This is a genomic window from Streptomyces sp. LZ34, from assembly GCF_053890475.1.
In genome coordinates this window covers 3302277-3328150 of record NZ_CM132680.1, presented here as the reverse complement: position 1 = coordinate 3328150, position 25874 = coordinate 3302277, and the positions used below count along the sequence as shown (strand labels likewise).

At 71.5% G+C, this 25874-nt stretch carries 22 protein-coding genes; 19 read left to right on the top strand and 3 right to left on the bottom strand.

All coding sequences use genetic code 11. The annotated features are described in order from the left end of the window. The first annotated feature begins 2 nt into the window (after positions 1-2). The 3 genes from pcaDC (at position 3) to ACWY4P_RS12600 (ending at position 2897) form a co-directional block, all read left to right on the top strand. Positions 3-1361 carry a bifunctional 3-oxoadipate enol-lactonase/4-carboxymuconolactone decarboxylase PcaDC gene (gene pcaDC / locus ACWY4P_RS12610; RefSeq protein ID WP_456210629.1) on the top strand — a complete coding sequence of 453 codons (1359 nt, stop codon included), beginning with the start codon at positions 3-5 and terminating at the stop codon, positions 1359-1361. Between the two features lie 66 nt (positions 1362-1427). Beyond that, positions 1428-2069 carry an MBL fold metallo-hydrolase gene (locus ACWY4P_RS12605; RefSeq protein WP_456210628.1) on the top strand — a complete coding sequence of 214 codons (642 nt, stop codon included), beginning with the start codon at positions 1428-1430 and terminating at the stop codon, positions 2067-2069. A gap of 51 nt (positions 2070-2120) precedes the next feature. Further along, entirely contained in the window at positions 2121-2897 is a 777-nt protein-coding gene (locus ACWY4P_RS12600; RefSeq protein WP_456210627.1) for an exodeoxyribonuclease III, read from the top strand. Between the two features lie 25 nt (positions 2898-2922). On the opposite strand, the gene ACWY4P_RS12595 is transcribed toward ACWY4P_RS12600, so the two are convergent. Beyond that, positions 2923-4761 carry an SGNH/GDSL hydrolase family protein gene (locus ACWY4P_RS12595; RefSeq protein ID WP_456210626.1) on the bottom strand — a complete coding sequence of 613 codons (1839 nt, stop codon included), beginning with the start codon at positions 4759-4761 and terminating at the stop codon, positions 2923-2925. Between the two features lie 152 nt (positions 4762-4913). Here ACWY4P_RS12595 and ACWY4P_RS12590 point away from each other — a divergent pair, with 152 nt between their 5' ends. The 9 genes from ACWY4P_RS12590 to ACWY4P_RS12550 all read left to right on the top strand — a co-directional run bounded on the left by ACWY4P_RS12590 (position 4914) and on the right by ACWY4P_RS12550 (position 12812). Then, on the top strand, positions 4914-5354 hold the full coding sequence (locus ACWY4P_RS12590; protein WP_456210625.1) for a DUF6278 family protein: 441 nt from the start codon (positions 4914-4916) through the stop codon (positions 5352-5354). Positions 5355-5493: 139 nt separating this feature from the next. Continuing rightward, entirely contained in the window at positions 5494-6240 is a 747-nt protein-coding gene (locus tag ACWY4P_RS12585) for an amino acid ABC transporter ATP-binding protein (RefSeq protein WP_456210624.1), read from the top strand. 17 nt (positions 6241-6257) lie between these two features. Continuing rightward, positions 6258-7172, top strand: coding sequence for a glutamate ABC transporter substrate-binding protein (locus ACWY4P_RS12580; RefSeq protein WP_456210623.1), 915 nt, complete (start codon positions 6258-6260; stop codon positions 7170-7172). Between the two features lie 35 nt (positions 7173-7207). Then, positions 7208-7852, top strand: a complete 645-nt coding sequence (locus ACWY4P_RS12575) for an amino acid ABC transporter permease (protein WP_456210622.1) — start codon at positions 7208-7210, stop codon at positions 7850-7852. Then, a complete protein-coding gene (locus tag ACWY4P_RS12570; protein WP_456210621.1) occupies positions 7849-8715 on the top strand; it encodes an amino acid ABC transporter permease in 867 nt (288 codons plus the stop codon). Before ACWY4P_RS12575 ends, ACWY4P_RS12570 begins: the two co-directional genes overlap by 4 nt. Positions 8716-8859: 144 nt before the next feature. Beyond that, complete coding sequence (locus tag ACWY4P_RS12565) at positions 8860-10083, top strand: PucR family transcriptional regulator (protein WP_456210620.1); 1224 nt, start codon at positions 8860-8862, stop codon at positions 10081-10083. Positions 10084-10303: 220 nt separating this feature from the next. Next, positions 10304-11134, top strand: coding sequence for an alpha/beta fold hydrolase (locus ACWY4P_RS12560; RefSeq protein WP_456210619.1), 831 nt, complete (start codon positions 10304-10306; stop codon positions 11132-11134). Positions 11135-11198: 64 nt separating this feature from the next. Beyond that, positions 11199-12044 (top strand): helix-turn-helix domain-containing protein, encoded by an 846-nt coding sequence (locus ACWY4P_RS12555; protein ID WP_456210618.1) that lies wholly within the window; start codon positions 11199-11201, stop codon positions 12042-12044. A 48-nt stretch (positions 12045-12092) separates the two neighbouring features. Further along, a complete protein-coding gene (locus ACWY4P_RS12550; protein WP_456210617.1) occupies positions 12093-12812 on the top strand; it encodes an alpha/beta fold hydrolase in 720 nt (239 codons plus the stop codon). A 70-nt stretch (positions 12813-12882) separates the two neighbouring features. Here the strand turns inward: ACWY4P_RS12550 and ACWY4P_RS12545 are convergent, their stop codons facing one another. Next, a complete protein-coding gene (locus ACWY4P_RS12545; protein WP_456210616.1) occupies positions 12883-14493 on the bottom strand; it encodes an alpha/beta fold hydrolase in 1611 nt (536 codons plus the stop codon). 215 nt (positions 14494-14708) lie between these two features. After that, positions 14709-15455, bottom strand: coding sequence for a hypothetical protein (locus ACWY4P_RS12540; RefSeq protein ID WP_456210615.1), 747 nt, complete (start codon positions 15453-15455; stop codon positions 14709-14711). A gap of 131 nt (positions 15456-15586) precedes the next feature. Here ACWY4P_RS12540 and ggt point away from each other — a divergent pair, with 131 nt between their 5' ends. From ggt to ACWY4P_RS12505, 7 genes are all read left to right on the top strand, one after another. Further along, entirely contained in the window at positions 15587-17476 is a 1890-nt protein-coding gene (ggt, locus tag ACWY4P_RS12535; RefSeq protein ID WP_456210614.1) for a gamma-glutamyltransferase, read from the top strand. 160 nt (positions 17477-17636) lie between these two features. Beyond that, positions 17637-19340, top strand: a complete 1704-nt coding sequence (locus tag ACWY4P_RS12530; protein ID WP_456210613.1) for a hypothetical protein — start codon at positions 17637-17639, stop codon at positions 19338-19340. A gap of 163 nt (positions 19341-19503) precedes the next feature. After that, a complete protein-coding gene (locus ACWY4P_RS12525; RefSeq protein ID WP_456210612.1) occupies positions 19504-20346 on the top strand; it encodes a nitrilase-related carbon-nitrogen hydrolase in 843 nt (280 codons plus the stop codon). Beyond that, positions 20343-21686, top strand: a complete 1344-nt coding sequence (locus ACWY4P_RS12520; protein WP_456210611.1) for an aspartate aminotransferase family protein — start codon at positions 20343-20345, stop codon at positions 21684-21686. Before ACWY4P_RS12525 ends, ACWY4P_RS12520 begins: the two co-directional genes overlap by 4 nt. Beyond that, on the top strand, positions 21683-23086 hold the full coding sequence (hydA, locus tag ACWY4P_RS12515) for a dihydropyrimidinase (protein WP_456212903.1): 1404 nt from the start codon (positions 21683-21685) through the stop codon (positions 23084-23086). The genes ACWY4P_RS12520 and hydA overlap by 4 nt, the downstream gene beginning before the upstream one ends. A 62-nt stretch (positions 23087-23148) precedes the next feature. Next, positions 23149-24150, top strand: coding sequence for a TIGR03842 family LLM class F420-dependent oxidoreductase (locus tag ACWY4P_RS12510; RefSeq protein WP_456210610.1), 1002 nt, complete (start codon positions 23149-23151; stop codon positions 24148-24150). 104 nt (positions 24151-24254) lie between these two features. Continuing rightward, a complete protein-coding gene (locus ACWY4P_RS12505) occupies positions 24255-25823 on the top strand; it encodes an NCS1 family nucleobase:cation symporter-1 (RefSeq protein ID WP_456210609.1) in 1569 nt (522 codons plus the stop codon). The last annotated feature ends 51 nt before the right edge of the window (positions 25824-25874 follow it).

Below are 25874 nucleotides of genomic sequence, written 5' to 3'. Positions count from 1 at the left end.
GGGTGAGCGAGACACCACCGAACACCCTGCAATACCGCTTTGACGGGCCAGAAGACGCACCTGTCCTGATCTTGGGTCCCTCCCTGGGTACCACATGGCACATGTGGGACCGCCAGATACCCGAGCTGTCCCGCCGCTGGCGCGTGCTGCGGTTCGACCTGCCCGGCCACGGCGGCGCCCCCGCCCACCCCGCCGCCTCGGTCTCCGACCTCGCCGAGCGGCTCCTGGCCACGCTCGACGGGCTGGGCGTCGACCGCTTCGGCTACGCGGGTTGCTCGATCGGCGGGGCCATCGGCGCGGAGCTCGCGCTGCGACATCCGCTCAGAGTGGGCTCCCTCGCGCTCGTCTCCGCCTCACCGCGCTTCGGCACCGCCGACTCCTTCCGCCAGCGCGGCGTGGTGGTCCGCACCAACGGCCTCGACCCGATCGCCCGCGCCACCCCCGAGCGCTGGTTCACCCTCGCGTTCGCCGCCGGCCAGCCCGCCATCGTCGACTGGTCCGTCCAGATGGTCCGCACCACCGACCCCGGCTGCTACATCGCCGCCTGCGAAGCCCTGGCCGCCTTCGACATCCGCGCCGAGCTCGGCCGCATCGGCGCGCCGACCCTGGTCGTGGTGGGCGCCGACGACGAGGTGACCCCGCCGGCCGACGCCCGGGTGCTGGTCGCCGGGATCCCCGACGCCCGGCTCGCGCTGGTCCCCGGCGCCTCCCACCTGGCGCCCGTCGAACAGCCCATCGCCGTCACCGACCTCCTGGTGCGCCACTTCTCCACCTCCTGGCAGTCCGCGGACCAGCCGACCGGTATGACCGCGATCCCCGCCCCCGCGTCCCGGGCGGCGCTCGCCACCGCGCCGCCCACCGGCGTCCCCGTGCACGGCGCCCCCGTGAACGGTGCCCCCTTCAACGGCGTTCCGGTCACCGGCGCCCCGGTCGCCGAGATCGGCTACGTCGAGCCCGGCTCCGCCCTCGTCGACACCCGCTCGGACGCGTACGACAAGGGGATCAGGGTGCGCCGGGAGGTGCTCGGCGACGCCCATGTGGACCGCGCCCAGTCCAACGCCGACGAGTTCACCGGCGACTTCCAGGACTTCATCACCCGCTACGCCTGGGGCGAGGTGTGGACCCGGCCCGGCCTGGACCGGCGCACCCGCAGCGTGATCACCCTCACCGCGCTCGCCGCCCGCGGCCACCTCGACGAGCTCGCCTTCCACACCCGCGCCGCGCTGCGCAACGGGCTGACCCCCGCCGAGATCAAGGAAGTGCTGCTGCACACCGCCATCTACTGCGGGGTGCCCACCGCGAACTCGGCCTTCGCCGTGGCCCAGCGGGTCATCCGCGAGGAGACCACACCCGAGGGGTGACGCTGCCCGGGGGGTGACGCTGCCCCGGGAGCGCCCGGCGCGCCCGCCGGGAGCACAATGATCTCCATGAAGCTCACCAAGAAGGGCCACGCCTGCGTCCGGCTGGAGAAGGACGGCCAGACGCTCGTCATCGACCCCGGCGCGTTCAGCGAGGAGGACGCCGCGGTCGGCGCGGACGCGATCCTGGTCACCCACGAGCACATGGACCACTTCGACGAGCGGCGGCTGCGCGCGGCGCTCGACGCCAACCCCGCCGCGCGGATCTGGACGCTCGCCGCCGTCGCCGAGCAGATCGCGGACGCCTTCCCGGGACGAGTGCACACCGTCGGAGAGGGCGACACCTTCACCGCCGCGGGATTCGACATCGAGGTCCACGGTCGGCTGCACGCCGTCATCCACCCGGACATCCCGCGGATCACCAACGTGGGATATGTGGTGGACGGCTCCGTCTTCCACCCCGGCGACGCGCTCACGGTGCCCGGGCGGCCGGTGGAGACCCTGCTGCTGCCGGTCCACGCGCCGTGGAACAAGCTCGCCGAGATCGTCGACTACGTCCGCGAGGTCGCGCCGAGCCGCGCGCTCGACATCCACGATGCCCTGCTGTCCGACGTCGCGCCGCTGCTCTACGGCCGCATGCTCGGCCCCGAGGGCCCCGGAATCGGCGCCGAGCATGTGCACCTGGTGCCGGGGGAGAGCACGACGGTCTGAGGGTCTCCTACGCGGTGAGCGTTGTCGGACCCGCGCGGTAGGTTGTCCCCTATGCGCATCGCGACCTGGAACGTCAATTCGATCACCGCGCGGCTGCCCCGCCTGCTCGCCTGGCTGGAGAGCAGCGGCACGGACGTGCTGTGCATACAGGAGATCAAGTGCGCCGAGAGCGCCTTCCCGTACGAGCCGCTGCGCGAGCTCGGCTATGAGGCCGCGGTCAACGCCACCGGCCGGTGGAACGGGGTGGGGGTGATCTCCCGGGTCGGCCTGGCGGAGGTGACCCCCGGCCTGCCCGGCGGCCCGGACTACGAAGGCGAGCAGGAGCCCCGCGCCCTCGCCGCGACCTGCGGCGCCGTCCGCGTCCAGTCGGTGTACGTGCCCAACGGCCGCGAGATCGGGCATCCGCACTACGACTACAAGCTGCGCTGGCTCGAGGCCCTGCGGACCTCCGCCGCCGACGCGGCGGCCGGCCGCCCCTTCGCCGTCCTCGGCGACTTCAATGTGGCGCCGGCCGACGAGGACGTGTGGGACCGCGCTCTCTTCGAGGGCTCGACGCATGTCACCACCAAGGAGCGCGAGGCGCTGGCCGCCCTGCGCGAGGTGGGCCTGTCCGACGTGATGCCGCGCCCCCTGAAGTACGACCACCCCTTCACGTACTGGGACTACCGGGAGCTGGGCTTCCCGAAGAACAAGGGCATGCGGATCGACCTGGTGTACGGCAACGAGGCCTTCGCCAAGGCCGTGGGCGACGCGTATGTGGACCGTGAGGAGCGCAAGGGCAAGGGCGCCTCGGACCACGCGCCGGTCGTCGTCGACCTCGACGTCTGAGGGCCGAGCCGCCCGCCGCGGCTCGTCACCCCGTCAGCTGCCGCAGGTCGATCGAGTCGGCCATCGCCTCCAGCCCCGCGTCGCCGGGGTGCAGATGGTCGCCGCTGTCGTAGGCGGGCAGGATCCGCTGCGGCCGCAGCGGATCCCGCACCACCGCGTCGAAGTCCAGCACCGCGTCGAACTCCCCGCCGTTGCCGCCGTGTTCACGGATGAAGGCGTTGACGGCGGTGCGCCGGACGTCCACGTCCGCGGTGCACAGGGACTCGCCCTCGCACGGCGCGATCGTCGCCACCACCACCCGCACCCCCCGCTCGTGCGCGCGCTGGGCGATGGCGCGCAGCCCGGCGGTCAGCTGCTCGGCCGAGGCGCCCCACCGCAGGTCGTTGATGCCCTCGAAGACGAGGACCGTGCGGACGTCCGTCTGGGCGAACACATCGCGCTCCAGCCGGTGCTCGGCGCTCACCCCGCCGGTGTCCGTGCTCACCCCCTCGCCCGGGTAGCGGTCGGTCACCACGCGGTTGGCGGAGATGCCCTGGTTGAGCACCCCGTACGCGGGGACGTCGGACTGGCCGCGCAGCCGCCGGGCCAGTACGTCCGGCCAGCGCCGGTTGGCGTCGGTGGTCGACTTGGTGCCGTCGGTGATCGAGTCGCCGAGGGTCACCACCGACCCCGGCCCGCCCCCGACGTCCACACCGGTCAGAAACGGCCAGGTGGTCAGGGTGCCGGTGTACGCCTCGCCGCCCGGGTCGGCCGTGTGGTCCCCGCTGCCCGGCGGGCTCAGATACGAGCGCTGGGTGGCCTGGCTGTGCACCGGCACCGCCTGGACCGGGTCCGGCAGATGGATGCTCACCAGCAGATTGGCGTCCGGCGGGACATCGAAGCCCACCGGGTCGCTGAACTCCTGCGCCCCCGCCGCGATCTCGATCCCCTCCCGGCCGCCGAAGGTGAGCGACACCGGGTCGCCGTCCGTCGCCGCACCGCCGGAGCCGCCCGAGCCGCCCGCCTGGAGGGCGACCGTGGCGTGGCCGATCCGCACCGGGGCCGCCGCGAAGGTGTTGGCCAGCCGGATCCGGGCCCGGGGGCCGCCCGCGCTGGTGTGCACCACGAGCCGCAGCGTCTGGTCGGTCCACGGGCCGACCGCCGTATAGCCGCTGGTGCTCGCCGACCAGCTGCCCGTCCAGCCCTCGGCGGCCCGGCGCACCGAGGCGGCGAACACATGCAGATCGGCCGCGCCCGGGTCGCGGGGCAGCACCACCGAGGAGATGTCCCGGCCGCGCTCCACCGGCACCGTCACCGCGTACAGCCGCGCGGTCTCCACCCGCTGCCCCGCACCGCTGTTGATGTGGGGGAGGGCGACGGCCCGGGTGGCCGTCGGGCCCGAGCGCCAGTCCGGGGCGGTGAGCGTGTACGTACTGCTCGACCCGTCGCGGTAGCGGACGACGCCGGTGCCGCTCGCCTCGCCGCCGGTGCCCGCGACCAGGAAGGACAGCGCGTCGCCGCGCCCGCTCAGCCGTACCGCCTGCCCGTCGGCCCGTACGTTGTCGGCGCGCGGGTTGTCGGCTGTCCGGGGCCAGGTGAGCCGGGCCGAGTCGATGGTGAGGGTGCGGCCGGGGGCCCAGCCGGCGGCCCGCAGATCCTGCGCGGACAGCGAGTTGCCGGCCCCGTCGAAGTCCGCGCCGCCGGGGCCGGCGTCGTCGCTGACCGCCTTGTTGTCGAAAAGCCGCTCCAAGGGGAGCGGCTTTCGGGGTTCTTCGCCGGGCGACCCCGGCGCGGCGGCGCCCGCGGGCGCCGCCGTCCAGGCGAAGGAGAGGGCGACACCTCCCGTGACGAACGCGGTCGCTGTCCACCGTCTGCCGACGAGCATGCGTGTCCCCTCTCGCAACCAACCCAACCGGTGATCCGACAGGTGCGGGACGAACGTAGGGAGACGGATGGGTGTCGTCAAGACAATGATCGGATCACGGGAGCCCGCGCGCCCTGTGGTGTGCTGGGCGTGGGGGTGCCAGGCTGAGTGGTATGAACATCCCGTTCTTGGGCAACTGGCGCAAGCGACACGACCAGGCGCACGGCACGGCTGTCATGACCGCTCGGGAGGCGGATCCGCAGGGCGTGGCCCAGCTGTTGTCGGAGTGTGAGCTGCTGCGCGCCCGGGCGGCGTCCGTGGGGGTCGGACTCGACGACTCGGCGGCCTCCTTGGAGGCGCTGGACCAGCTGCTGCCGCGCTGGCGCGACGACCCCGATGAGGTGCCGTGGCTCGGCAACGACGCCGGCCTGTATCTGGGCACGGTGATCATCCGTACCGTGCCCGGCGCCCTGTGGCAGGTGTGGCCCAACGGGCGGCCCGTCGTCCGGCTCGCCTCCGGGCGGGAGATCGACGTGGTGGGGGCGGGCCATGAGTGGGCGGCCGACGGCGCGCCCGAGCTCTCGTATGTGTACGCGGAGGTCGCCGAGATCTGAGCCGCGTTCGAGCCGCGTTCCCCCGCCCGGCCCCTCTGGGGGGTTAAATACCCATTGATGCGTGTCGTCGGCAAGACACCCCTTATGTGCGGATAGTTTGCGCTGAGCCCGACACAGCTGAAAGTGGGTGTGGCCCGGTATGGCCGTCGGCGAATCGTTGATCGAGCTGCGCGAGGTCAACAAGCACTTCGGCGCGCTGCACGTCCTGCGGGACATCGACCTCGCCGTCGGCCGCGGCGAGGTGGTGGTCGTCATCGGCCCCTCCGGCTCCGGCAAGTCGACCCTGTGCCGGACGATCAACCGCCTCGAGTCGATCGACTCCGGCGTCATCACCGTCGACGGGGTCCCCCTGCCCGAGGAGGGCAAGGAGCTGGCCCGGCTGCGCGCCGACGTCGGGATGGTCTTCCAGTCCTTCAACCTCTTCGCCCACAAGAGCGTGCTGGCCAATGTGATGCTCGCCCAGCTCAAGGTGCGCGGCCGGACCAAGCAGGAAGCCGAGCGGCGCGCCCGCGAGCTGCTGGCGCGGGTCGGGCTCGCCGACCAGGCGGACAAGTACCCCGCGCAGCTGTCGGGCGGCCAGCAGCAGCGGGTGGCCATCGCCCGCGCGCTGGCCATGGACCCGAAGGCGATGCTCTTCGACGAGCCGACCTCGGCGCTCGACCCGGAGATGATCAACGAGGTGCTGGAGGTCATGCGCCAGCTGGCCCGCGACGGCATGACGATGGTCGTGGTCACCCACGAGATGGGGTTCGCGCGCTATGCCGCCAACCGCGTGGTGTTCATGGACGGCGGCAAGATCGTCGAGGACCGCCCGCCGGACGAGTTCTTCGCCGCGCCGCGCACCGAGCGCGCCAAGGACTTCCTCTCCAAGATCCTCAAGCACTGAGCCCCCGGGTGGACCACATGACGCGCATCCGCCGCGCGCTCGCGGCCCTGGCCCTCACCCTGGCGCTGCTCGCCGCCGGCGGTTGCGGCAAGGAGGGCAGCCCCCCGGTCAAGGGGCCCAAGCCCGAGGCGCTGCCCGCCTACAAGGTGGCCACCGGCTTCCGGCTGACGGCCTCCCCCACCTGGCGGAAGGCCAAGCGCCGCGGACACCTCGTGGTGGGCGTCAAGGAGGACCAGCCGTATCTGGGCGAGAAGGACCCGGCCACCGGCCGCTACTCCGGCTTCGACATCGAGATCGCCAAGATGATGGCGGCCTCGCTCGGCTTCGACCCGAAGACGATCAGGTTCAGGACCATCGCCTCCGCGAACCGCGAGACCGCCCTCCAGAACGGCCAGATCGACTACTACGTCGGCACGTACACCATCAACCCGCTGCGCAAACGCCTGGTCGGCTTCGCCGGCCCCTACTTCATGGCCGGCCAGTCGCTGCTGGTCCGCAAGGACGAGAAGGACATCCACGGCCCGCGGGACCTGGCCGGCAAGACCGTGTGCTCGGTGGCCGGCTCCACCCCGCTGATGCGCATCCAGTCCGACTACCCCAAGGCCCACGCCGTCGCGTACGACACCTACTCGGTCTGCGTCGACAACCTCATCAGCCTCCAGGTGGACGCGGTCACCACCGACAACACCATCCTGCTGGGCTACGCGGCCAAGGCCCCGGAGGAGCTGAAGGTCGTCGGCAAGCCGTTCTCGAAGGAGCCGTACGGCATCGGCGTGCCGAAGAAGGACACCGCGCTGCGCCTCGCCCTCGACAACGCCATCGAGGCCCACGAGCGCAACGGCGACTGGCTGAAGGCGTACAACGCGACCCTCGGCCTGTCCGGTGTGCCCGCCCCCGAGCCACCCCGCGTCGACCGCTACCCGCCGCGCTGAGAAACCCACTCCGATCGAGCTCAGGACCACCCCCCATGGACGTTCTCACGCACAACTTCTCCCTCTACGGCGAGGGCTTCCTCGGCACCGTCCAGCTGACCGTCTACGCCTCGCTGCTCGCGCTCGCGCTCGGCGTCCTGATGGCCGGCTTCCGGGTGGCGCCCGTCGCCCCGCTGCGGGCCTTCGGCACCGGGTGGGTGACGGTGCTCCGCAACACGCCGCTGACCCTGCTCTTCTTCGCGGTGATGCTCGGCCTGCCCCGCTTCGGGCTCATCCTGCCGTTCTTCACCTTCGCGGTGCTCGCGCTCGGCTGCTACACCTCGGCGTTCATCTGCGAGGCGGTGCGCTCCGGCATCAACACCGTGCCGGTCGGGCAGGGCGAGGCGGCCCGCAGCCTGGGCATGAACTTCCCGCAGACGCTCGGCACGGTGGTGCTGCCGCAGGCCTTCCGCACCGTCATCCCGCCGATCGGCTCGACCCTGATCGCGCTCGCCAAGAACTCCGCCATCGCAGGATCGTTCAGCGTCACCGAGCTGCTCGGCACCTACAAACCGCTCAATGAGCGCGGCTACAGCATCATCTGGACCTTCGTCTGGATCGCCCTCGGCTATCTGATCATCACGCTCGCCATCAGCGGGCTGTTCCATGTGCTGGAGCGCCGCTGGGGAGTGCCCCGATGACCTCCGCCAGCGCCCTCTACGACATCCCCGGCCCCCACGCGCGGGCCCGCCACCGCACCTACGGCCTCCTCGCCGCGGCCGTCCTGCTGCTCCTGATCGGCTGGATCGTCTATCTGCTCATCGACACCGGCCAGTTCGCGGCCGAGAAGTGGCGGCCCTTCGAGTACAAGGGCATCCAGCTCCTGCTGCTGCGCGGCCTCGGCAACACCCTCAAGGCCTTCGCCCTCGCCGCGGTCTTCTCCCTCGCCCTCGGCGCGGTCCTCGCGGCCGGGCGGCTGTCCGACCACCGCCCGGTGCGCTGGGTCGCCACACTCGTCGTGGAGTTCTTCCGCGCGATGCCCGTGCTGGTGATGATCTTCTTCGTGTTCGTGGCGCTGAAGGTGCAGCCACTGCCCGCGCTCGTCACCGGACTGACCCTCTACAACGGCTCGGTGCTCGCCGAGGTGTTCCGTGCGGGCGTCAATTCCGTCGAGCGCGGGCAGCGCGAGGCCGCGTACTCCCTCGGTATGCGCAAGACGCAGGTCATGACGCAGGTGCTGGTGCCGCAGGGGGTGCGCGCGATGCTCCCGGCCATCATCAGCCAGCTGGTGGTGGCCCTGAAGGACACCTCGCTCGGCTTTCTCATCACCTACGAGGAGTTTCTCCACGCGGGCAAGCTCATCGCCGGCAACCTCGACTACGGCCTCCCCTTCATCCCGGTCGTCATGGTCATCTCCCCGGTCTACATCGGGATGTGCATGCTGCTGTCGTGGTTCGCCAACTGGGTCGCCAAGCAGGAGCGGCGCAGCCCGAAGACCAAGGCGGTGGAGGTGGCCCCGGCCGAGCCCGCCACGATGCTCCCGCCGGGCGACACACGGACGTGACCCGGCCGACCCGCCCCCGAAACGGGCCACGCGTACCCCACGCCGTCCTCAGGTTGTCGAAGATTTGCTCTCCCACTTTCACGACTTGTAGAAAGAAGGCCGTGAGAGAGGAACGCTATGGCTGAACGGCTGCAACGAGCTCGCGTGGGCAGTGACGCCTTGCAGGCGCTCGTCGAGAAGCTCGCGGAGGAACTTCGCCGCTCCGTGGTCCTGGACGATCCTCTCGTCCGGTTCATCTGCTCGAGCCGGCACTTCGGCGACGAGGACCCGGTACGCATCCGCAGCCTTCTCCAGGGCCGCGCCGACAGCGAGGTCATCCGGTACGTTCTCGACCAGGGCGTCGCCCAGTGGCCCAAGCCGGGGTACATCGAGGGCAGCGACGACCTGGGGCTGCTCGCCCGCTACTGCGTACCGCTGCGCACCCACGGGCACCTGCTCGGCCTGCTGATGGTCGTCTCACCGGACAAGACGCTGACGCCGCAGGAGACCGACGCCATCGCCCAGGCGACCCCGGCCATAACCGCGCAGATGTACGCGGAGCACCTGGCGGCCGGGGCGGAGGAGACGGGGACGCAGGAACTGCTGCTGGCGCTGCTCGGCGCGAGCCCGGTCGAGCGGAGCGCTGCCCAGCAGCGGCTCCTCGACCGCGGGCTGCTCCCCGACGCCGCGCAGGCCGTGGTCAGCGTCGTCCAGCTCTCTCCCTCCCAGGAACCTCCTGGGCAGGTGGAGGTCGCGCTGCGCGGCTCGCTGGAGAGGTTCCGCCAGACCCGGTCGGCACAAGGCATCGTGGCCGTCACCGCGGACCAGGCGATCCTGCTCCAGCTCGGCGACCGGCCGATGAGCCGGCAGGAGCTCACGGAGCAGTCCACCCAGATCATCGAAGCGCTCGCCACCTACCTCGACGCCTCGGCGGCTCCCGTGCTCGGCATCGGCGGCCGCCAGAGCGGTGTGGCTGATGCGTGGACCTCCTACGAGCAGGCGCTCGTGGCGGCCCGCGCCGCGCGTCGGATGCCTCATCTGAAGGGCATCGGCGACTGGGAGGAGCTCGGGGAGTTCGCCGTGCTCCTTCAGCTTCCGGACCGCTTCCTGAACGAGACCCTGCTGCCGAGGCCGCTGCGCGCTCTGCTGGAGGCTCCCGGCGGGCACCGGCTGGAAGAGACCCTGCGGTGCTTTCTCGAGCACGCCGGCTCGATACCCCGGACCGCGGAAGCACTCCAGATCCACCGGACCTCGCTGTACTACCGGCTGCGGCAGATCCAGGAGGTCACCGGGCTCGATCTGGACAGCGGCGCCGACCGGCTGACCTTGCATCTGGGCCTTCGCATCCACGAGCTCCTGGCGCCGCGCGGTGACAACACCGCCGGGTGAGCGGGCTCATACCTTTCCTGCCCCGGCCGGCCCGGGCGCTACAGAGTGATGAGGTTTTCCTCCGCCAATCGCTACGTAGCGCGGTGGTGGCGACCGGCCCGGTGAATCCAGAATGGGTTATGCGGGCGCCGACCATGGCGTGGCTTGTACGCACATGCGGTCGCCGACGCGGTGGACCGGGATCTGCCACGAAGGTCGGGCGGGGAGGACGGAGAGGGCCATGGGCGAGCTGACGACGAACGACGGTGTGCGGCTGGTGTACCGGGACAGCGGGGGCGCCGGAGTCCCCCTGATCATGCTGCACGGCTGGGGTCAGACCCAGCGGATGTTCCGGCACCAGTTGGACGGTCTGGCCCCGACCCGTCGCGTTGTCACGCTGGATCTGCGGGGCCATGGAGTGTCGGAGAAGCCGCGGCATGGATACCGCGTCGCACGCCTGGCCCACGACGTCCTCGACCTCGTCGACCACCTGGGGCTCGACCGTTTCGACGCGCTCGGCTGGTCGATGGGCGTCTCGGTGTGGTGGAGCTTCATGGACCGGTACGGCACCGGCCGGATCCGCCGGTTCGTCGCGGTGGACCAGCCGGCGGCCGTCGCGGCCGTCCCCTGGATGAGCCCTGAGCAGCAGCAGGACTGCGGCGCCATCTTCGACGTGGCCGGCCTGCTGGAACTCGGTGCCGCGCTCGCCGGGCCCGACGGCGACCGTGCGCGTGACGACTTCGTGCGCGGCATGTTCTCCGGCGACCCCGACCGCGAACTCCTCGCCTTCGTCGCCGAGGAGATCAAGTCGACGCCGGCCTACGCCGGAGTACCCCTCCTCTTCGACCACTGCGCGCAGGACTGGCGCGATGTCCTTCCCCGTATCGACGTGCCGACATTGGTCATCGGCTGCGACGGAAGCCATGTGAACCCCAGTTCACAGCGGTTCATCGCAAGCCGGATCCCCGATGCCCGGCTCCATGTTTTCCCGACCGGCGTGGCGAGCTCACACTTCCCGTTCCTCGAGAACCCGCCCGCTTTCAATTCCGTTGTCGATAAATTCCTGTCATAGGACTCGGGGCGACGCGGAAACCCTTACGGCAAAATAACCAAACCTGGTGCGACTGGAGTTCACCATGACCAAGTCGTTCATATCATGCATGCCAAAAAACACGGAAAAGCAAATGATTGAACGCGTTCCCCACGACGGTTCGGGGCGCTTCACGGTCCTTCCCTGGCCGTCGCCGGGAGGAGAGAGCGAATGCCTGTATCTGGGGCTGAACATCTCCGGTTCGCGGCGGCCTCCGGGCGAGGAGTCACAGCCGTCTCCGGGGCCTGGCGATCTGGTTCTCGCCGACTCCCCGCGGTCCGCCTACCTTCGCCACGACGGCTTCGCGTTCTTTCGAATACCCTGCTCTTACCTGGGCATTTCGGGAGACGACCTGTGCTTCCTCGCGGATACGCAGGTGAGTGGCGGCAGGGGCGTCGCCGCGCTTGTCTCGAAATTCCTGACCATGCTCACCGGCGAGGTGGATGTCCACGCCTCGGAAAGCGGCCGGCGGCTCGCGCTCAACGCCGTGGATCTCGTCGCGCTGCTCGTGGCGGAACTCCTTGAATCTCGCGGAGCCGAAGTACCGGACGCGGGCAGTGAGATGCTCGCCCGCATCCGCGCCTACCTGGAGAAGAACCTGATGGATCCCGGCCTGTCGCCGGAGTCGATCGCCCGCGCGCATCACATATCCGTCCGCTACCTGCACAAGCTGTTCCAGAGCGATGGCGTCACGGTGAGCGCGTGGGTGCGACAGCGCAGACTCGACTCCTGCCGCCTCGACCTCACCCGGGCGCCGAACCGCCGGCGCACCGTGGCCGCGGTGGCGCAGACCTGGGGTTTCGCCAGCCCATCCCACTTCAGCCGGCTCTTCCGCCAGGCCTACGGCATGTCCCCGAGGGAGTGGCAGGCCTCGGCCTCCGTTTCTCAGTGAGAAAAAAGGCGACCTTTCAACTGCCCACCCGGAGGAGAGAGCCAGCACATGTCCACTTCCACTCCCACGGTGGTCCTCGTTCACGGCGCGTTCGCGGACGCGGCCGGCTGGTTCGGGGTCATCAACGAACTCCAGCGCCACGGCATCCCGGTCATCGCACCCCCGAACCCGCTGCGCGGCCTGGCCTCCGACGCCGCCTACATAGCCTCCGTGGCAGCCCGGACAGCCGGCCCCGTGGTGCTCGTCGGCCACTCCTACGGCGGCGCGATCATCACCGTCGCGGGCACCACGGAGAACGTCGTCGGACTCGTCTATGTCGCGGCCTACGTTCTCGAAGAGGGCGAAAGCCTCGGCGAGCTACAGGGCCGCTTCCCCGCCTCCGCACTGGTCAGCAGCCTGAAGCAGTGGACCTACCCGGTCGAAGGCGGCGACCTCGCCGAGGAGGTCGGCATCGCCGAGGAGGCCTTTCCCGCGGTCTTCGCCGCCGATGTCTCCGAAGCCGTCGCCAAGGTCCTGGCCGCCTCCCAGCGTCCACTCGCCGTGTCGGCGTTCACGGAGACCGCCTCCGCGGCCGCCTGGAAGACAAAGCCTTCCTGGGCGATCGTGGCCGGCGCGGACCAGGCCATCAACCCCGAGGTGGAGCGCTTCGGCGCGAAGCGGGCGGGGGCCGTGACCGTCGAGATGGAGGGTGCGTCCCATGCCGTCGCCGTATCCCGGCCGACGGCGGTCGCGGACCTGATCCGCGACGCCGTGCGCGCGACGAGCTGAGCCACGCGGTCGCGCGGACGACCTTCCGGCCGTCCGCGCAGCCCTTCGCGAGGGGCGGGCGACGGCTCGCCTAGTCGCGGACCGGGACCGACAGATACGAGGGGTCGGTCTGGGGGGAGGAGAAGGTGAGGTGCGCGCCGTCGGGGTTGTGCTCGATGTACAGCGGGTCGACGGTGTCGGCGACCAGCGCGAGGCGGTGTCCGGCCGGGACGTCGTACGCCGTCGAGAACAGGTCGAGGTCGACGGCGAAGGGCGTGCCGGGCGTGCGGTCGTGGAAGGTGACGGGGGCGTTGGTGATGAGCTTCCCGACGCCGAGCGCGTCCACGTCGTAGAGGTAGGCCACGGCGGTGCCGCTGGACTTGTCGCTGGTGACGGTGGTGTGCAGCGTCACCGTGCCGCGGATGCGCTGCGCCGCGTCGTACCGCCCGGTCTGCCAGACGGCGGCGCGGTCGCGCGACAGCAGCGGGACCGAGACCAGCGGCGGGATCTTCAGGAACTGGTCCAGCGCGCCGGTCAGCAGCACGGTGCCCGCGTTGGCGCCGGAGTCGGCGTTCGCGGCGATCTCCCGGGTCTCGCCGAGGTCGACCCTGCGCTGCGCCGAGGGCACGGCAGACCAGCTCGGATAGCCCTCGTAGCCGCCGCTGGTGCGGGACTTGAGCTGGACGGGCCGCTCCTGGTCGATGCCGTTGCGCTCGCCCTTGACGTAGCGGTCGAGCCAGCGCCTGGCGTCGTTCCAGGTGTCGTTGGGCAGGCCGAGCAGCCCGGTGAGCTCGCCGGTCGCGTGGTCGCCCGGCCGGAACTCCAGGCGCTTGGGGCCGGTCAGCTTCTCGTAGAAGCCGGCGTAGGTGTTGGGCGGGAAGATGGAGTCGCCCCAGGCGTTGGCCAGCATGATCGCCGCGCCATTGGCGTTGATCCGGTCGAGGTAGGTGGCGGCGGAGCGTTTCTTGCCCCACGCGACGATGTCCTTCTCCTTGGCGAGGTCCGAGCCGAGGAAGTCCTGGAAGATCTGCCGGAGTTCGGCGCTGGGGCGGCCGAGCAGCTCACCGGACCCGCTGAGCAGGGCGGCGGCCTGGGCGTGCTGGGTGCGGCCGCTGTAGATGGAGCCGACCAGATCCGCCCAGCCGCTCATCGCGGCCACGGCCTTGATCCGCTTGTCGAAGCCGGAGGCGAGCAGGCTGATCCCGGCGCCGTACGACACCCCGGCCATGCCGATCCGGTCGGGGTCGGCGGGGGTGTTGGCGAGCGACCAGTCGATGACCTTGGAGACGTCGGCGACGTCGGGCGGACCGGCGGTCTCGATCTCCCCGCCGGACTGCCAGAAGCCGCGGACGTTGTAGCTGACCACGACATAGCCGGAGTCGGCCAGCTTCTGGGCCTGGGCGAGATATTCGACCTGGGGCAGGGCCCAGCTGGTGGGCAGGACGACGAGCGGAAGGCGCTGCGAGCCGTCGGAGCCACTGGCGCCGCTGGGGGTGACGACGTTGGCGGCCAGGGTGACGCCGCCGTCGCCGGGGATGTCGACGAACCGTACGGACGAGCCCGCCGACTGGGCGGCGGTCGGCGGCGGGGCCAGGGGCGCCGCCTGAGCGGCGGGGGCGGGACAGAGGGCGGCACCGGCCAGCACGGTCGCGGAGACGGCGCCTGCCGCGGTGGCGCGCAGGGGTTTGCGGGCGTGGGTCACTGTCGCTCCTGAAGGGGGAGTGGACCGGCGGGAGGGCGTGTCCGGCGCCTGACAGCCCTTAAGTGACCCGACGGTAACCATGGCGACTTACCCGTGGTAATAGCCGGGTAAGTTACGCATGGGTAACGATCAATGCGTGCGGCTCCCTGGGCTTGTGGGACGGCGACACGCCATGGCGTCGGCGTATCGCCGTCCCGTATTCCCCGCAAATGTGCTCAGTCCGACTTGTGGGCGGCGCGCGAGCGCCCGCCCGGGTTCGAGGTCGCGGCCTTGGTGACATCCGCGACGAGCTCGACCACGTCCGGGCCGTACGCCTGGGAGTTGATGACCTTCAGCAGCAGGCAGAAGGAGCCGTGCGCGCCGTACTTGCGGGCCAGCCGGGTGCGGTTGCGTACGAGGTGGCGGATCGCGGCGCGGTGGGTGACGGGGCGCTGGCCCGCGGCCAGGAACACGGGGCGGCCGCCCTCGGCCGCCGAGAGCCGGGCCAGCAGCACATGCTCCACCTCACCAGGCTCCGGACGGTACTCGGTCCCGCCTATCGTGAACGAGCCGCGCTCCTGGGTCTCGTCGCCCTGGTGGACCGCGACGCCCGGCAGCAGATTCCCCATATGGGCGGCGAGCCGGCGGTGCGCGGTCGGGTCGCCGACGCAGAACTCGGTGCGCGCGCCGAAGCCCTGTAGCCCGGTGTCGTGCGGGGCCACCTCGGCGTGCGCGCCGCAGTTCTCCACGACGGCGGCGAGCCCGAGCAGCGCGAGCGCGTCATGGCGCGGGATGCTCCAGTGCGCGGACGTGCTGTCCCGGTGCGTGACCAGCACGCACTCCGAGCCGTCCGGCAGACCGAAGAACCTCTGCTCGCGGGTGCGCTTGCGGCGCGCGTAGGCTGAGTGCACGGCCCAGCCGAGGGCCAGGCCCACGACCAGGGCCGCGCCGGAAGCGATCAGGTCCTGCACGGTGTCAGTCATGGCCGGGCATCGTAGCCGTGATGCGGGTGTTTGTTCGAGCATGTGGGCGCGTTCGCCTCCTGTGCGCCCCCTGTCGTTTCCGGGACGGTCACCGGTAGGCTCCGGCCCCTGCCGCTCGCTTGGAGGCCCGGATGGAGCACCCCGCAAGACCAGCCGCATCGTCCACCACAACAGCCGCGCCAACAGCCGGTTCAGCCACTTCCACGGCTCTGCGCCGACTGCCGGCCCTCGCCGCGACGGCCGGTCTGGTCGTCGCCCTCGGCATCGCCCCGGCGGGGGCGCGAGGCGGCGCGGCGGACGAGGCGGCCCCGGCCGGTACGCCCGCCAAGACCCCGGTGGCGGTCGGCTACGGCGGCGCGGTCTCCAGCGTGGACGCCGACGCCTCGGCGGCCGGCATCGAGGTGCTGCGGCACGGCGGCAACGCGGTGGACGCGGCCGTGGCCACCGCGGCCGCGCTCGGCGTCACCGAGCCGTACTCGGCGGGCGTCGGCGGCGGCGGGTACTTCGTCTACTACAGCGCCAAGCAGCACAAAGTGTTCACCCTCGACGGGCGCGAGACCGCGCCGCGCAGCGCGGACGAGAAGCTCTTCCTGGACAAGGACGGCAAGCCGATCCCCTTCGCCGACGCCGTCACCAGCGGACTCGGCATCGGCACCCCCGGCACCCCCGGCACCTGGGACACCGCGCTCGACACCTGGGGCACCCGCTCGCTCACCCAGGTGCTGAGGCCCGCCCAGCGCATCGCCCGCGACGGCTTCACCGTCGACACGACGTTCCGTCAGCAGACCGCCGACAACCAGGCCCGCTTCAAGGACTTCCCGGCCACCGCCAAGCTGTTCCTGCCCGGCGGCGAGCTGCCGGCCGTCGGCTCCACCTTCACCAACCCCGACCTGGCCCGCACCTACGCCCTGCTGGCCAAGAAGGGCGTCGGCGCCGTCTACAAGGGCGAGCTGGGCCGCGACATCGTCCAGACGGTGCGCAAGCCGCCCGTGGACCCCACGGCGCAGCGCGTCGTACGGTCCGGCGATCTGACCGCGCGGGACCTCGCCGCGTACAAGGTCAAGCGCCAGGCCCCGACCAAGACCTCGTACCGCGGCCTCGACGTGTACGGCATGGCCCCCTCCTCCTCCGGCGGCACCACGGTCGCCGAGGCGCTCAACATCCTGGAGAAGACCGACCTCACCAAGCTCAGCGACCGCGACTACCTGCACCGCTACATCGAGGCGAGCCGGATAGCCTTCGCCGACCGGGGCCGCTGGGTCGGCGACCCGGCCTTCGAGGACGTGCCGACGAAGGGCCTCACCTCGCAGCGGTTCGCCGACTCGCGGGCCTGCCTGATCAAGGCCGACACCGTGCTGAGCAGCCCGCTCGCGCCCGGTGACCCCAGCCGGCCCACCGGCTGCGACACCGGCGGGACCGCGGCCCCCACCACGTACGAGGGCGAGAACACCACGCACCTCACGGTCGCCGACAAGTGGGGCAACGTCGTCGCCTACACCCTCACCATCGAGCAGACCGGCGGCAGCGGCATCACCGTGCCGGGCCGTGGCTTCCTGCTCAACAACGAGCTCACCGACTTCTCCTTCGCGCCCGCCAACCCCGCCGTCCACGACCCGAACCTGCCCGGCCCCGGCAAGCGGCCGCGCTCGTCCATGTCGCCGACGATCGTGACGGACAAGGGCCGCCCGGTCCTCGCCCTCGGCTCGCCCGGCGGCGCCACCATCATCACCACCGTGCTCCAGACTCTGCTGAACCACCTGGACCGCGGCATGCCGCTGGTCGACGCGATCGCCGCGCCACGCGCCAGCCAGCGCAACGCCGCGCAGACCGAGCTGGAGCCGGGGCTGTGGAACAGCCCGCTGCGCGGACAGCTCACGACACTGGGTCACTCCTTCAAGCAGAACCCCGAGATCGGGGCGGCGACGGGCGTGCAGCGGCTGTCCGGCGGGCGCTGGCTCGCGGCGGCGGAGACCGTACGGCGGGGCGGCGGCTCGGCGATGGTGGTCAGCCCGGCGAAGTGACCCCGCGCGACGCGGCCGACCGTGAATGAGTCGCGGTCGGCCGGTGTGTGCGGAGTCGGAAAAACTCCCGTAGCACGTTCGTAACCATTCCCGTAACACAAAGGGTGTCGAATGCGTGCCCACTGGAGGGGGAATCGTCGACGGGGAGCCGGGGGAGAAGATGACGACCATGGCTGGCGGTCAACTCCCGGCCGAGGTTGCGGAGTTCGCGCGTTATCTGCGCGCGCTGACAAGACGTCTGGACGCGGAGAAGGGCTGGTACGGCGTCTTCGGGCAGCGCGACCCGGAGGGCCTGCGCGCGTGTCTTGACGGCCGGGAGGTGCCGCCCTGGGACGTGGTCCAGGCCCTGCTCCAGGACCTGTCCGCCCAGCGCGGCCCCGACGTGGCCCAGGAGGCCGCCGCCCGCGCCGCCGGGCTCTACCGCGCCTCCGTCACCGCCTACGACACCGCGGTCGGCGGCCGTGCCGCCCTCCAGGACCGGCTGGAGGCGATGCTCCGTGAGCAGCGGCACGCGGCCAAGCGCGAACGCGAACTCCACGCCGCCGTACGCGACGCCACCGCCGAAGACGACGCCGACGCCCGGGAACGCCTCTCCACGGACCTCGCCTGGGCCCGCGACGACTGGGAGCGGGCCACCGCCCGCTGCGAGGAGCTCCGTGCCCGCCTGACCGCCCTGGACGCCCGGTCGTCCCGCGCCCCCGCCTCCCGCGGGGGTTCGTCGTCCGCGGGCGCGCGTGGTTCGGGCGCACGGGGTGGTCTCGCCGCGCCCGATGGGTGGTTCCGGGACGAGCCGACACCAACCGGCGCCGCGCACGGCGGAGCCGTGGCGCCGTCGGCGGATGACGGCGGGACGGCGGGCGGCGCCGGCGGCCCTGGCGCAGCTGCGACGGGGCCCCTCGGGGCCGGCGCCGCGGCGGGCACGGAGTCCGGTGGCATGAGGGCCGTCGCCGGGCCCGGTGGCACCATGGGCGCCGTAGGACCGGACGTGGCCGGACCCGCCCCGGCGGCGGGCGATGCCCAGGCGGCCCCGCGCTCCCGGCCGCGCGGGGCCCGGTTCGCCGGGCTGGAGGAGCCCGCGCCCGTGACGCGTCCGCGCGGGGCCCGGTTCGCGGGGGCCGCGCCGGTCGGGCCCGCCGCGCCGGTCGAGCCCGCCGGGGCCGCCCGGGCCGAGGAGGCCGCGGCGGCCGGGGATCCGGTCACGCCCCGGGGCGCGCGGTTCGCCGGGGCGTACGAGGGCGGGGACGGCGCGAAGCGGCGCAGGCGGCTGAAGGCGCAGGAGGAGGCCGGGCGGCGCGCGGCGCAGGAGGCGGCGCGGACCGCCGAGGCGCGGCAGGCCGCCGCCGAGGCCGTGGACCGGCTGGCGCGGCTGCGGACGGACGGCCGGAGCGGGGAGGCGCACGTCCTGCTGTGCGAGGCCGCCGCCCGGCCCGCCCCCTGGCTCCCTTTGCTCGCCGCCGAGCTCGACCGCGCCGGGCTCGAGGCGGACGTGGCCACCCTGCTGTGGGAGGTGGCCTGTCTGCCGCCCGCCGCCCTGGCGGCCGCCGCCGGCGCGCTTGTCGCCGCGGGGCGCGGCGACGACGGCGCGCGGCTGCTGCGGCAGAGCGTCGCGCGCCCCGTCACCGAGGTGGCGCAGACGGTGCTCGCGCTGCTGGCCTCGGGCAGCCGCGCGGAGGCGGCGTTTCTGCTGGAGGCGCTGGTGCGGGCCCGTAGACCCGACGAGGCCGCGCAGGCCGCGGCGAACGCCCCGGCCGAGCTGGTGCCGCTGCTGCTGGACGCCGCCAGCGGCGTGTCCTCCAGCAGCCACCACGACCTCGCGCACGCCCTGCGCGTCGCGGGGCTGCCGGGCGTGCCCGGCCCTGCCTGAGGGCATGTTTCCGACAGGCGCGCCGTACCGAAGTCACCTGACATAACACGAAACGCGAACGTCTTCGTTGAGTAACCGCCGCGGTATTGCCAGAGTGGTCAGTGCGCTTCTACGTTCTTCCCACAGCCGGAATCTACGTGCGTAGACGCCGAAGGAGCTGATCATGGCCAATGTGGTACGTGCCGCCCTCGTCCAGTGCACCTGGACCGGCGACACCGAATCGATGATCGCGAAGCACGAGGAGTACGCCCGGCGGGCGGCCGCCCAGGGCGCCAAGGTGATCGGCTTTCAGGAGGTGTTCAACGCCCCCTACTTCTGCCAGGTGCAGGAGGCGGAGCACTACCGCTGGGCGGAGCCGGTCCCGGACGGGCCGACGGTCCGGCGCATGCGGGAGCTGGCCCGGGAGACCGGCATGGTGATCGTGGCGCCGGTGTACGAGGTGGAGCAGTCCGGCTTCTACTACAACACCGCGGCGGTGATCGACGCGGATGGCAGCTTCCTCGGCAAGTACCGCAAGCACCACATCCCGCAGGTCAAGGGGTTCTGGGAGAAGTACTACTTCAAACCGGGCAACCTGGGCTGGCCGGTGTTCGACACCGCGGTCGGCAAGGTCGGCGTATACATCTGCTACGACCGCCACTTCCCCGAGGGATGGCGCGAGCTCGGCCTGGCCGGGGCCCAGCTGGTCTACAACCCCTCGGCGACCTCGCGCGGCCTCTCGGCGTACCTGTGGCAGCTGGAACAGCCGGCGGCAGCGGTCGCCAACGAGTACTTCATCGCCGCGATCAACCGCGTCGGCGTGGAGGAGTACGGCGACAACGACTTCTACGGCACCAGCTACTTCGTGGACCCGCGCGGCCAGCTCGTCGGCGAGGCAGCCGACGACAAGACAGAAGAGCTGGTCGTCCGGGACCTGGACTTCGGCCTGATCGACGAGGTGCGCCAGCAGTGGGCGTTCTACCGGGACCGACGGCCGGACGCGTACGAGGGGCTGGTGAAGCCGTGAGTGGTGAGCTTCATGCCCGGCACAAGGCCGTCCTGCCCGACTGGCTCGCCCTCTACTACGAGCGGCCGATCGAGCTGACGCACGGCGAGGGCCGCCACGTCTGGGACGCCGACGGCAACCGTTACCTCGACTTCTTCGGCGGCATCCTCACCACCATGACCGCCCACGCCCTCCCCGAGGTCACCAAGGCGGTCAGCGAGCAGGCGGCGCGGATCCTGCACAGCTCCACGCTCTATCTCGACCGCCCCATGGTGGAGCTCGCCGAGCGGGTCGCGGAGCTGTCCGGCATCCCCGACCCGCGTGTCTTCTTCACCACCTCCGGCACGGAGGCCAATGACACGGCCCTGCTCCTGGCCACGACGTACCGGCGCTCCAACCAGATCCTGGCGATGCGCAACAGCTACCACGGCCGGTCCTTCTCGACCGTCGGCATCACCGGCAACCGCACGTGGTCGCCGACCAGCCTGTCCCCGCTTCAGACGCTGTACGTACACGGCGGGGTGCGCGGCCGCGGCCCGTACGCCGGGCTGTCGGACGCCGAGTTCATCAAGGCGTGTGTCGCCGACCTGGAGGACGTCCTGGGCCAGTCGTACGGCCAGGTCGCGGCGCTGATCGCGGAGCCCGTGCAGGGCGTCGGAGGGTTCACCTCCCCGCCGGACGGGCTGTTCGCCGCCTTCCGCGAGGTCCTGGACCGGCACGGGATCCTGTGGATCAGCGACGAGGTGCAGACCGGCTGGGGGCGGACCGGCGACCACTTCTGGGGCTGGCAGGCACACGCCGCCTCCGGCCCGCCGGACCTCCTCACCTTCGCCAAGGGCATCGGCAACGGCATGTCCATCGGCGGCGTCGTCGCCCGCGCCGAGGTCATGAACTGCCTGGGCGCCAACTCCATCTCCACCTTCGGCGGCAGCCCGGTCACCATGGCCGCCGGCCTCGCCAACCTCACCCACCTCCTCGAACACGACCTACCGGGCAACGCGCGCCGAGTGGGCGGGCTGCTCATGGAGCGGCTGCACGCCGCGGCCGCCGGTCTCGACGTCGTGCGCGAGGTACGCGGCCGGGGGCTGATGATCGGCATCGAGCTGGTCGAGCCGGGCAGCGACCGGCCCTCGCCCGAGGCGGCCTCGGCCGTCCTGGAGACCGCGCGCGAGGGCGGGCTGCTGCTCGGAAAGGGCGGCGGCCACAACAGCAGCGTGCTGCGCATCGCCCCGCCACTGAGCCTGACCGCCGCCGAGGCCGAGGAGGGCGCGGAGATCCTCGCGGCGGCGCTCCGCGCGGCGCAGGGCATGGCGGACGGATCCGCGGAAGCGGCCGACGAGGCCGGAAGGAGCGCACTCTGATGTCCCGCACCGTGATCCGTGGCGGCCTCGTCATCACCGCCGCCGAGGAGACCCGGGCCGACGTCCTCGTCGAGGACGGCCGCATCGCCGCCCTCGCCGCGCCCGACAGCGCGTACGCCCAGGGCTGGACAGCCGACCGTACGATCGACGCCACCGACAAGTACGTCATCCCGGGCGGGGTCGACGCGCACACCCACATGGAGCTGCCCTTCGGCGGCACGTTCGCCTCCGACACCTTCGAGACGGGCACCCGCGCCGCCGCCTGGGGCGGGACCACGACCATCGTGGACTTCGCCGTCCAGTCGGTGGGCCACTCGCTGCGCGAGGGCCTTGACGCCTGGCACGCGAAGGCGGCGGACCAGTGTGCGATCGACTACGGCTTCCACATGATCCTCTCCGATGTCGACGCGACCTCGCTCAAGGAGATGGACCTCCTCGTCGAAGAGGGCGTCACCTCCTTCAAGCTCTTCATGGCCTACCCGGGCGTCTTCTACAGCGACGACGGAAAGATCCTGCGGGCCATGCAGCGCGGCGCCGCCAACGGCGGGCTGATCATGATGCACGCCGAGAACGGCATCGCCATCGACGTCCTGGTCGAGCAGGCCCTCGCCGAAGGCAAGACCGACCCCCGCTACCACGGCGAGGTCCGCAAGGCGTTGCTGGAGGCGGAGGCGACCCACCGCGCGATCCAGCTGGCCCGGGTGGCCGGGGCCCCGCTGTACGTCGTCCACGTGTCGGCCGAGGAGGCCGTGGCGGAGCTGATCCAGGCCCGCGACAAGGGGCTCCCCGTCTTCGGCGAGACCTGCCCCCAGTACCTCTTCCTGTCCACGGACAACCTCGCCGAGCCGGACTTCGAGGGCGCCAAGTACGTCTGCTCCACCCCGCTGCGGCCGCGCGAACACCAGGCCGCGCTGTGGCGCGGGCTGCGCACCAACGACCTCCAGGTCGTCTCCACCGACCACTGCCCGTTCTGCTTCACGGGCCAGAAGGAACTGGGCCGCGGCGACTTCTCCAAGATCCCCAACGGGCTGCCGGGCGTGGAGAACCGGATGGATCTCCTCCATCAGGCGGTCGTGGACGGGCACATCTCGCGCCGCCGCTGGATCGAGATCGCCTGCGCCACCCCGGCCCGGATGTTCGGCCTCTACCCGAAGAAGGGCACCATCGCACCCGGGGCGGACGCCGATCTCGTCATCTACGACCCGCGGGCCGAGCAGACGCTGTCCGCCGAGACCCACCACATGAACGTCGACTACTCGGCGTACGAGGGGAAGCGGGTCACCGGGCAGGTGGAGACCGTGCTGTCGCGCGGCGAAACCGTCATCGACCGGCGGCGGTTCACGGGGCGCGCGGGGCACGGGCGGTACATCGCGCGCGACACCTGCCAGTACCTGGACTGAGCTGTACCTGACCTGTACCTGGACTGACCTGCCCATATCTGGACTGGAGCTGGGAGCGAGTTATGGACTTCGGACTCGTCCTGCAGACCGATCCGCCGGCGTCGCAAGTCGTCGGCCTGATGCGGCGCGCGGAGGGCGCGGGCTTCACACACGGCTGGACGTTCGACTCGGCCGTGCTGTGGCAGGAGCCGTTCGTCATCTACAGCCGCATCCTGGAACACACCGAGCGGCTGATCGTCGGCCCCATGGTCACCAACCCCTCCACCCGCACCTGGGAGGTCACCGCCTCCACCTTCGCCACGCTCAACGAGATGTACGGCAACCGCACCGTGTGCGGCATCGGCCGCGGCGACTCCGCGATGCGCGTGGCGGGCCGCAAACCCAACACGCTCGCGCGCCTCGGCGAGGCCATCGACGCCATCCGCGCTCTGGCCGAGGGGCGGGAGGCGGCCGTCGACGGCGCCCCTGTGCGCATCCCCTGGGTCGAGAACGGCAAGCTGCCCGTCTGGATGGCCGCCTACGGGCCCAGGGCGCTCGCCCTCGCCGGGCGCAAGGCCGACGGCTTCATCCTGCAACTCGCCGACCCGTATCTCACGGAGTGGATGGTCAAGGCGGTGCGGGCAGCCGCCGCTGAGGCCGGGCGCGACCCGGACGCGCTCACCATCTGCGTCGCCGCGCCCGCGTACGTCGGGGACGACCTCGACCACGCCCGCGAGCAGTGCCGCTGGTTCGGTGGCATGGTCGGCAACCACGTCGCCGACCTGGTGAGCCGCTACGGCGAGCACTCCGACGCCATCCCCGAGTCCCTGACCGCGTACGTCAAGGAGCGGGCGGGCTACGACTACAGCCACCACGGCCGCGCCGGGAACCCCAGCACGGACTTCGTCCCCGACGAGATCGTCGACCGCTTCTGCCTGCTCGGCCCGGCCGAGGCGCACATCGAGAAACTGCGGGCGTTGCGCGCGCTGGGGGTCGACCAGTTCGCGGTCTACGCCATGCACGACGCGAAGGAGGCGACCATCGACGCGTACGGCGCACGCGTCATCCCGGCGCTGGCGGGCTGAGCGGTCTTCCCCTGACACCTCCTTTCCCCTGACACCTCCTTTCCACTGACACCGATCCGCGCCCCTGTCCCCGTCCTCACCGCTGTCGAACGAAGAGGGGTCGCATGACCGCCACCGCACCGCCCCCGCCGTCCGCCGGATCCGCCGGGCCCGTCGGCGCGGCCGCCCAGACGACGCACCCGGACGGCCGCGTCGAGCTCCCCGTGGGCGCGGCCGCCCCCACCGGGCCGTACGCCAATGAGGACCTGCTGCCCGTCCCCGTCGCCCGGCGGACCTGGAACACGTACAACTTCACCGCCCTATGGGTCGGCATGGCCCACAACGCGGCCACGTGGACGCTCGCCTCCGGCCTCATCCAGCTCGGCATGGACTGGAAGCAGGCGGTGCTGACCATCGCCGTGGCCAATGTGGTCGTGCTGGTGCCGATGCTGCTCACCGGCCATGCCGGCCCGCGCTACGGCATCCCGTTCCCCGTCTTCGCCCGCGCCTCCTTCGGCGTACGGGGCGCGAACTTCCCCGCGCTGATCCGCGCGGCCGTCGCGTGCGCCTGGTTCGGCATCCAGACGTGGATCGGCGGGGCCGCCATCTTCCTCCTCGCCGGGAAGCTGCTCGGCGACTGGTGGACCGGCGCCGCCTCCTTCGGCGGCTACCCGTGGACCCACTGGCTGTCCTTCGCGCTCTTCTGGGCCCTCCAGATCGCCATCATCGTGCGCGGCATGGACACCCTGCGGCGCTTCGAGAACTGGGCGGCGCCCTTCGTCATCGTCGGCGCGGTCGCCCTGCTGATCTGGATATCGAACAAGGCCGGGGGCCTGGGCCCGCTGCTGGACCAGCCCTCCCAGCTCGGCTGGGGCGGCGACTTCTGGTCGGTGTTCTTCCCCGCCCTGATGCCGATGATCGGTTTCTGGTCGACCTTGTCGCTCAACATCCCCGACTTCACGCGCTATGGGGCCAACCAGCGCTCCCAGTTCTGGGGCCAGTCGCTGGGCCTGCCCACCACCATGACGCTCTTCACCCTGCTCTCGGTCCTGGTGACCTCCGGTACGCAGGCGGTCTATGACGCTCCCATCTGGCAGCCCGAGCAGGTGGCAGCCAAGATCGACAACTGGGCGGGCATCCTGTTCGCCCTGATCACGATCCTGATCGCCACGGTGTCCGTGAACATCGCGGCCAACGTCGTCTCGCCCGCCTTCGACCTGTCCAACATGGCGCCCGGAAAGATCACCTTCCGGGTGGGCGCGATGATCGCCGCGGTCGTCGGGGTCGTCATCTTCCCCTGGAAGCTTTACTCCAGCCCCGACGTGTACATCTTCACCTGGCTCGACACGGTCGGCGCCCTCCTCGGCACCGTCGCGGGCATCCTGATCGCCGACTACTGGATCATCCGCCGCGCCTTCCTCCACCTCCCCGACCTCTACCGTGAGGGCGGCCGCTACTGGTACTCCGGCGGCTGGAACTGGCGGGCGCTCGCCGCCTTCGCGGCGGGCGGGGCGCTCGCGATCGGCGGCGCGCACACCGACCCCGGAAAGGCGGGCCCGTTCCCGGAGGACGGGCTGATCCCGTTCCTGAAGCCGCTGGGCGACTACGGCTGGGCGGTCGGGCTCGGGACCTCCCTCGCCGTGTACACCCTGCTGATGCTGCGGCGGCGGGAGACGGCGGCTTCCGCGGCGTAATCCTCGGACCTTTTCCGGCAAGGTCCTTGACGCTTGGCGCGCTGACACCAA

What these genes read in the sequence shown, in the direction of transcription:
- ACWY4P_RS12605 (WP_456210628.1), top strand. Translation starts at nt 1,428, where the DNA reads ATGAAGCTCACCAAGAAGGGCCACGCCTGCGTCCGGCTGGAGAAGGAC.
- ACWY4P_RS12600 (WP_456210627.1), top strand. Translation starts at nt 2,121, where the DNA reads ATGCGCATCGCGACCTGGAACGTCAATTCGATCACCGCGCGGCTGCCC.
- ACWY4P_RS12595 (WP_456210626.1), bottom strand. Translation starts at nt 4,761, where the DNA reads ATGCTCGTCGGCAGACGGTGGACAGCGACCGCGTTCGTCACGGGAGGT.
- ACWY4P_RS12590 (WP_456210625.1), top strand. Translation starts at nt 4,914, where the DNA reads ATGAACATCCCGTTCTTGGGCAACTGGCGCAAGCGACACGACCAGGCG.
- ACWY4P_RS12585 (WP_456210624.1), top strand. Translation starts at nt 5,494, where the DNA reads ATGGCCGTCGGCGAATCGTTGATCGAGCTGCGCGAGGTCAACAAGCAC.
- ACWY4P_RS12580 (WP_456210623.1), top strand. Translation starts at nt 6,258, where the DNA reads ATGACGCGCATCCGCCGCGCGCTCGCGGCCCTGGCCCTCACCCTGGCG.
- ACWY4P_RS12575 (WP_456210622.1), top strand. Translation starts at nt 7,208, where the DNA reads ATGGACGTTCTCACGCACAACTTCTCCCTCTACGGCGAGGGCTTCCTC.
- ACWY4P_RS12570 (WP_456210621.1), top strand. Translation starts at nt 7,849, where the DNA reads ATGACCTCCGCCAGCGCCCTCTACGACATCCCCGGCCCCCACGCGCGG.
- ACWY4P_RS12560 (WP_456210619.1), top strand. Translation starts at nt 10,304, where the DNA reads ATGGGCGAGCTGACGACGAACGACGGTGTGCGGCTGGTGTACCGGGAC.
- ACWY4P_RS12555 (WP_456210618.1), top strand. Translation starts at nt 11,199, where the DNA reads ATGACCAAGTCGTTCATATCATGCATGCCAAAAAACACGGAAAAGCAA.
- ACWY4P_RS12550 (WP_456210617.1), top strand. Translation starts at nt 12,093, where the DNA reads ATGTCCACTTCCACTCCCACGGTGGTCCTCGTTCACGGCGCGTTCGCG.
- ACWY4P_RS12540 (WP_456210615.1), bottom strand. Translation starts at nt 15,455, where the DNA reads ATGACTGACACCGTGCAGGACCTGATCGCTTCCGGCGCGGCCCTGGTC.
- ggt (WP_456210614.1), top strand. Translation starts at nt 15,587, where the DNA reads ATGGAGCACCCCGCAAGACCAGCCGCATCGTCCACCACAACAGCCGCG.
- ACWY4P_RS12530 (WP_456210613.1), top strand. Translation starts at nt 17,637, where the DNA reads ATGACGACCATGGCTGGCGGTCAACTCCCGGCCGAGGTTGCGGAGTTC.
- ACWY4P_RS12525 (WP_456210612.1), top strand. Translation starts at nt 19,504, where the DNA reads ATGGCCAATGTGGTACGTGCCGCCCTCGTCCAGTGCACCTGGACCGGC.
- ACWY4P_RS12510 (WP_456210610.1), top strand. Translation starts at nt 23,149, where the DNA reads ATGGACTTCGGACTCGTCCTGCAGACCGATCCGCCGGCGTCGCAAGTC.
- ACWY4P_RS12505 (WP_456210609.1), top strand. Translation starts at nt 24,255, where the DNA reads ATGACCGCCACCGCACCGCCCCCGCCGTCCGCCGGATCCGCCGGGCCC.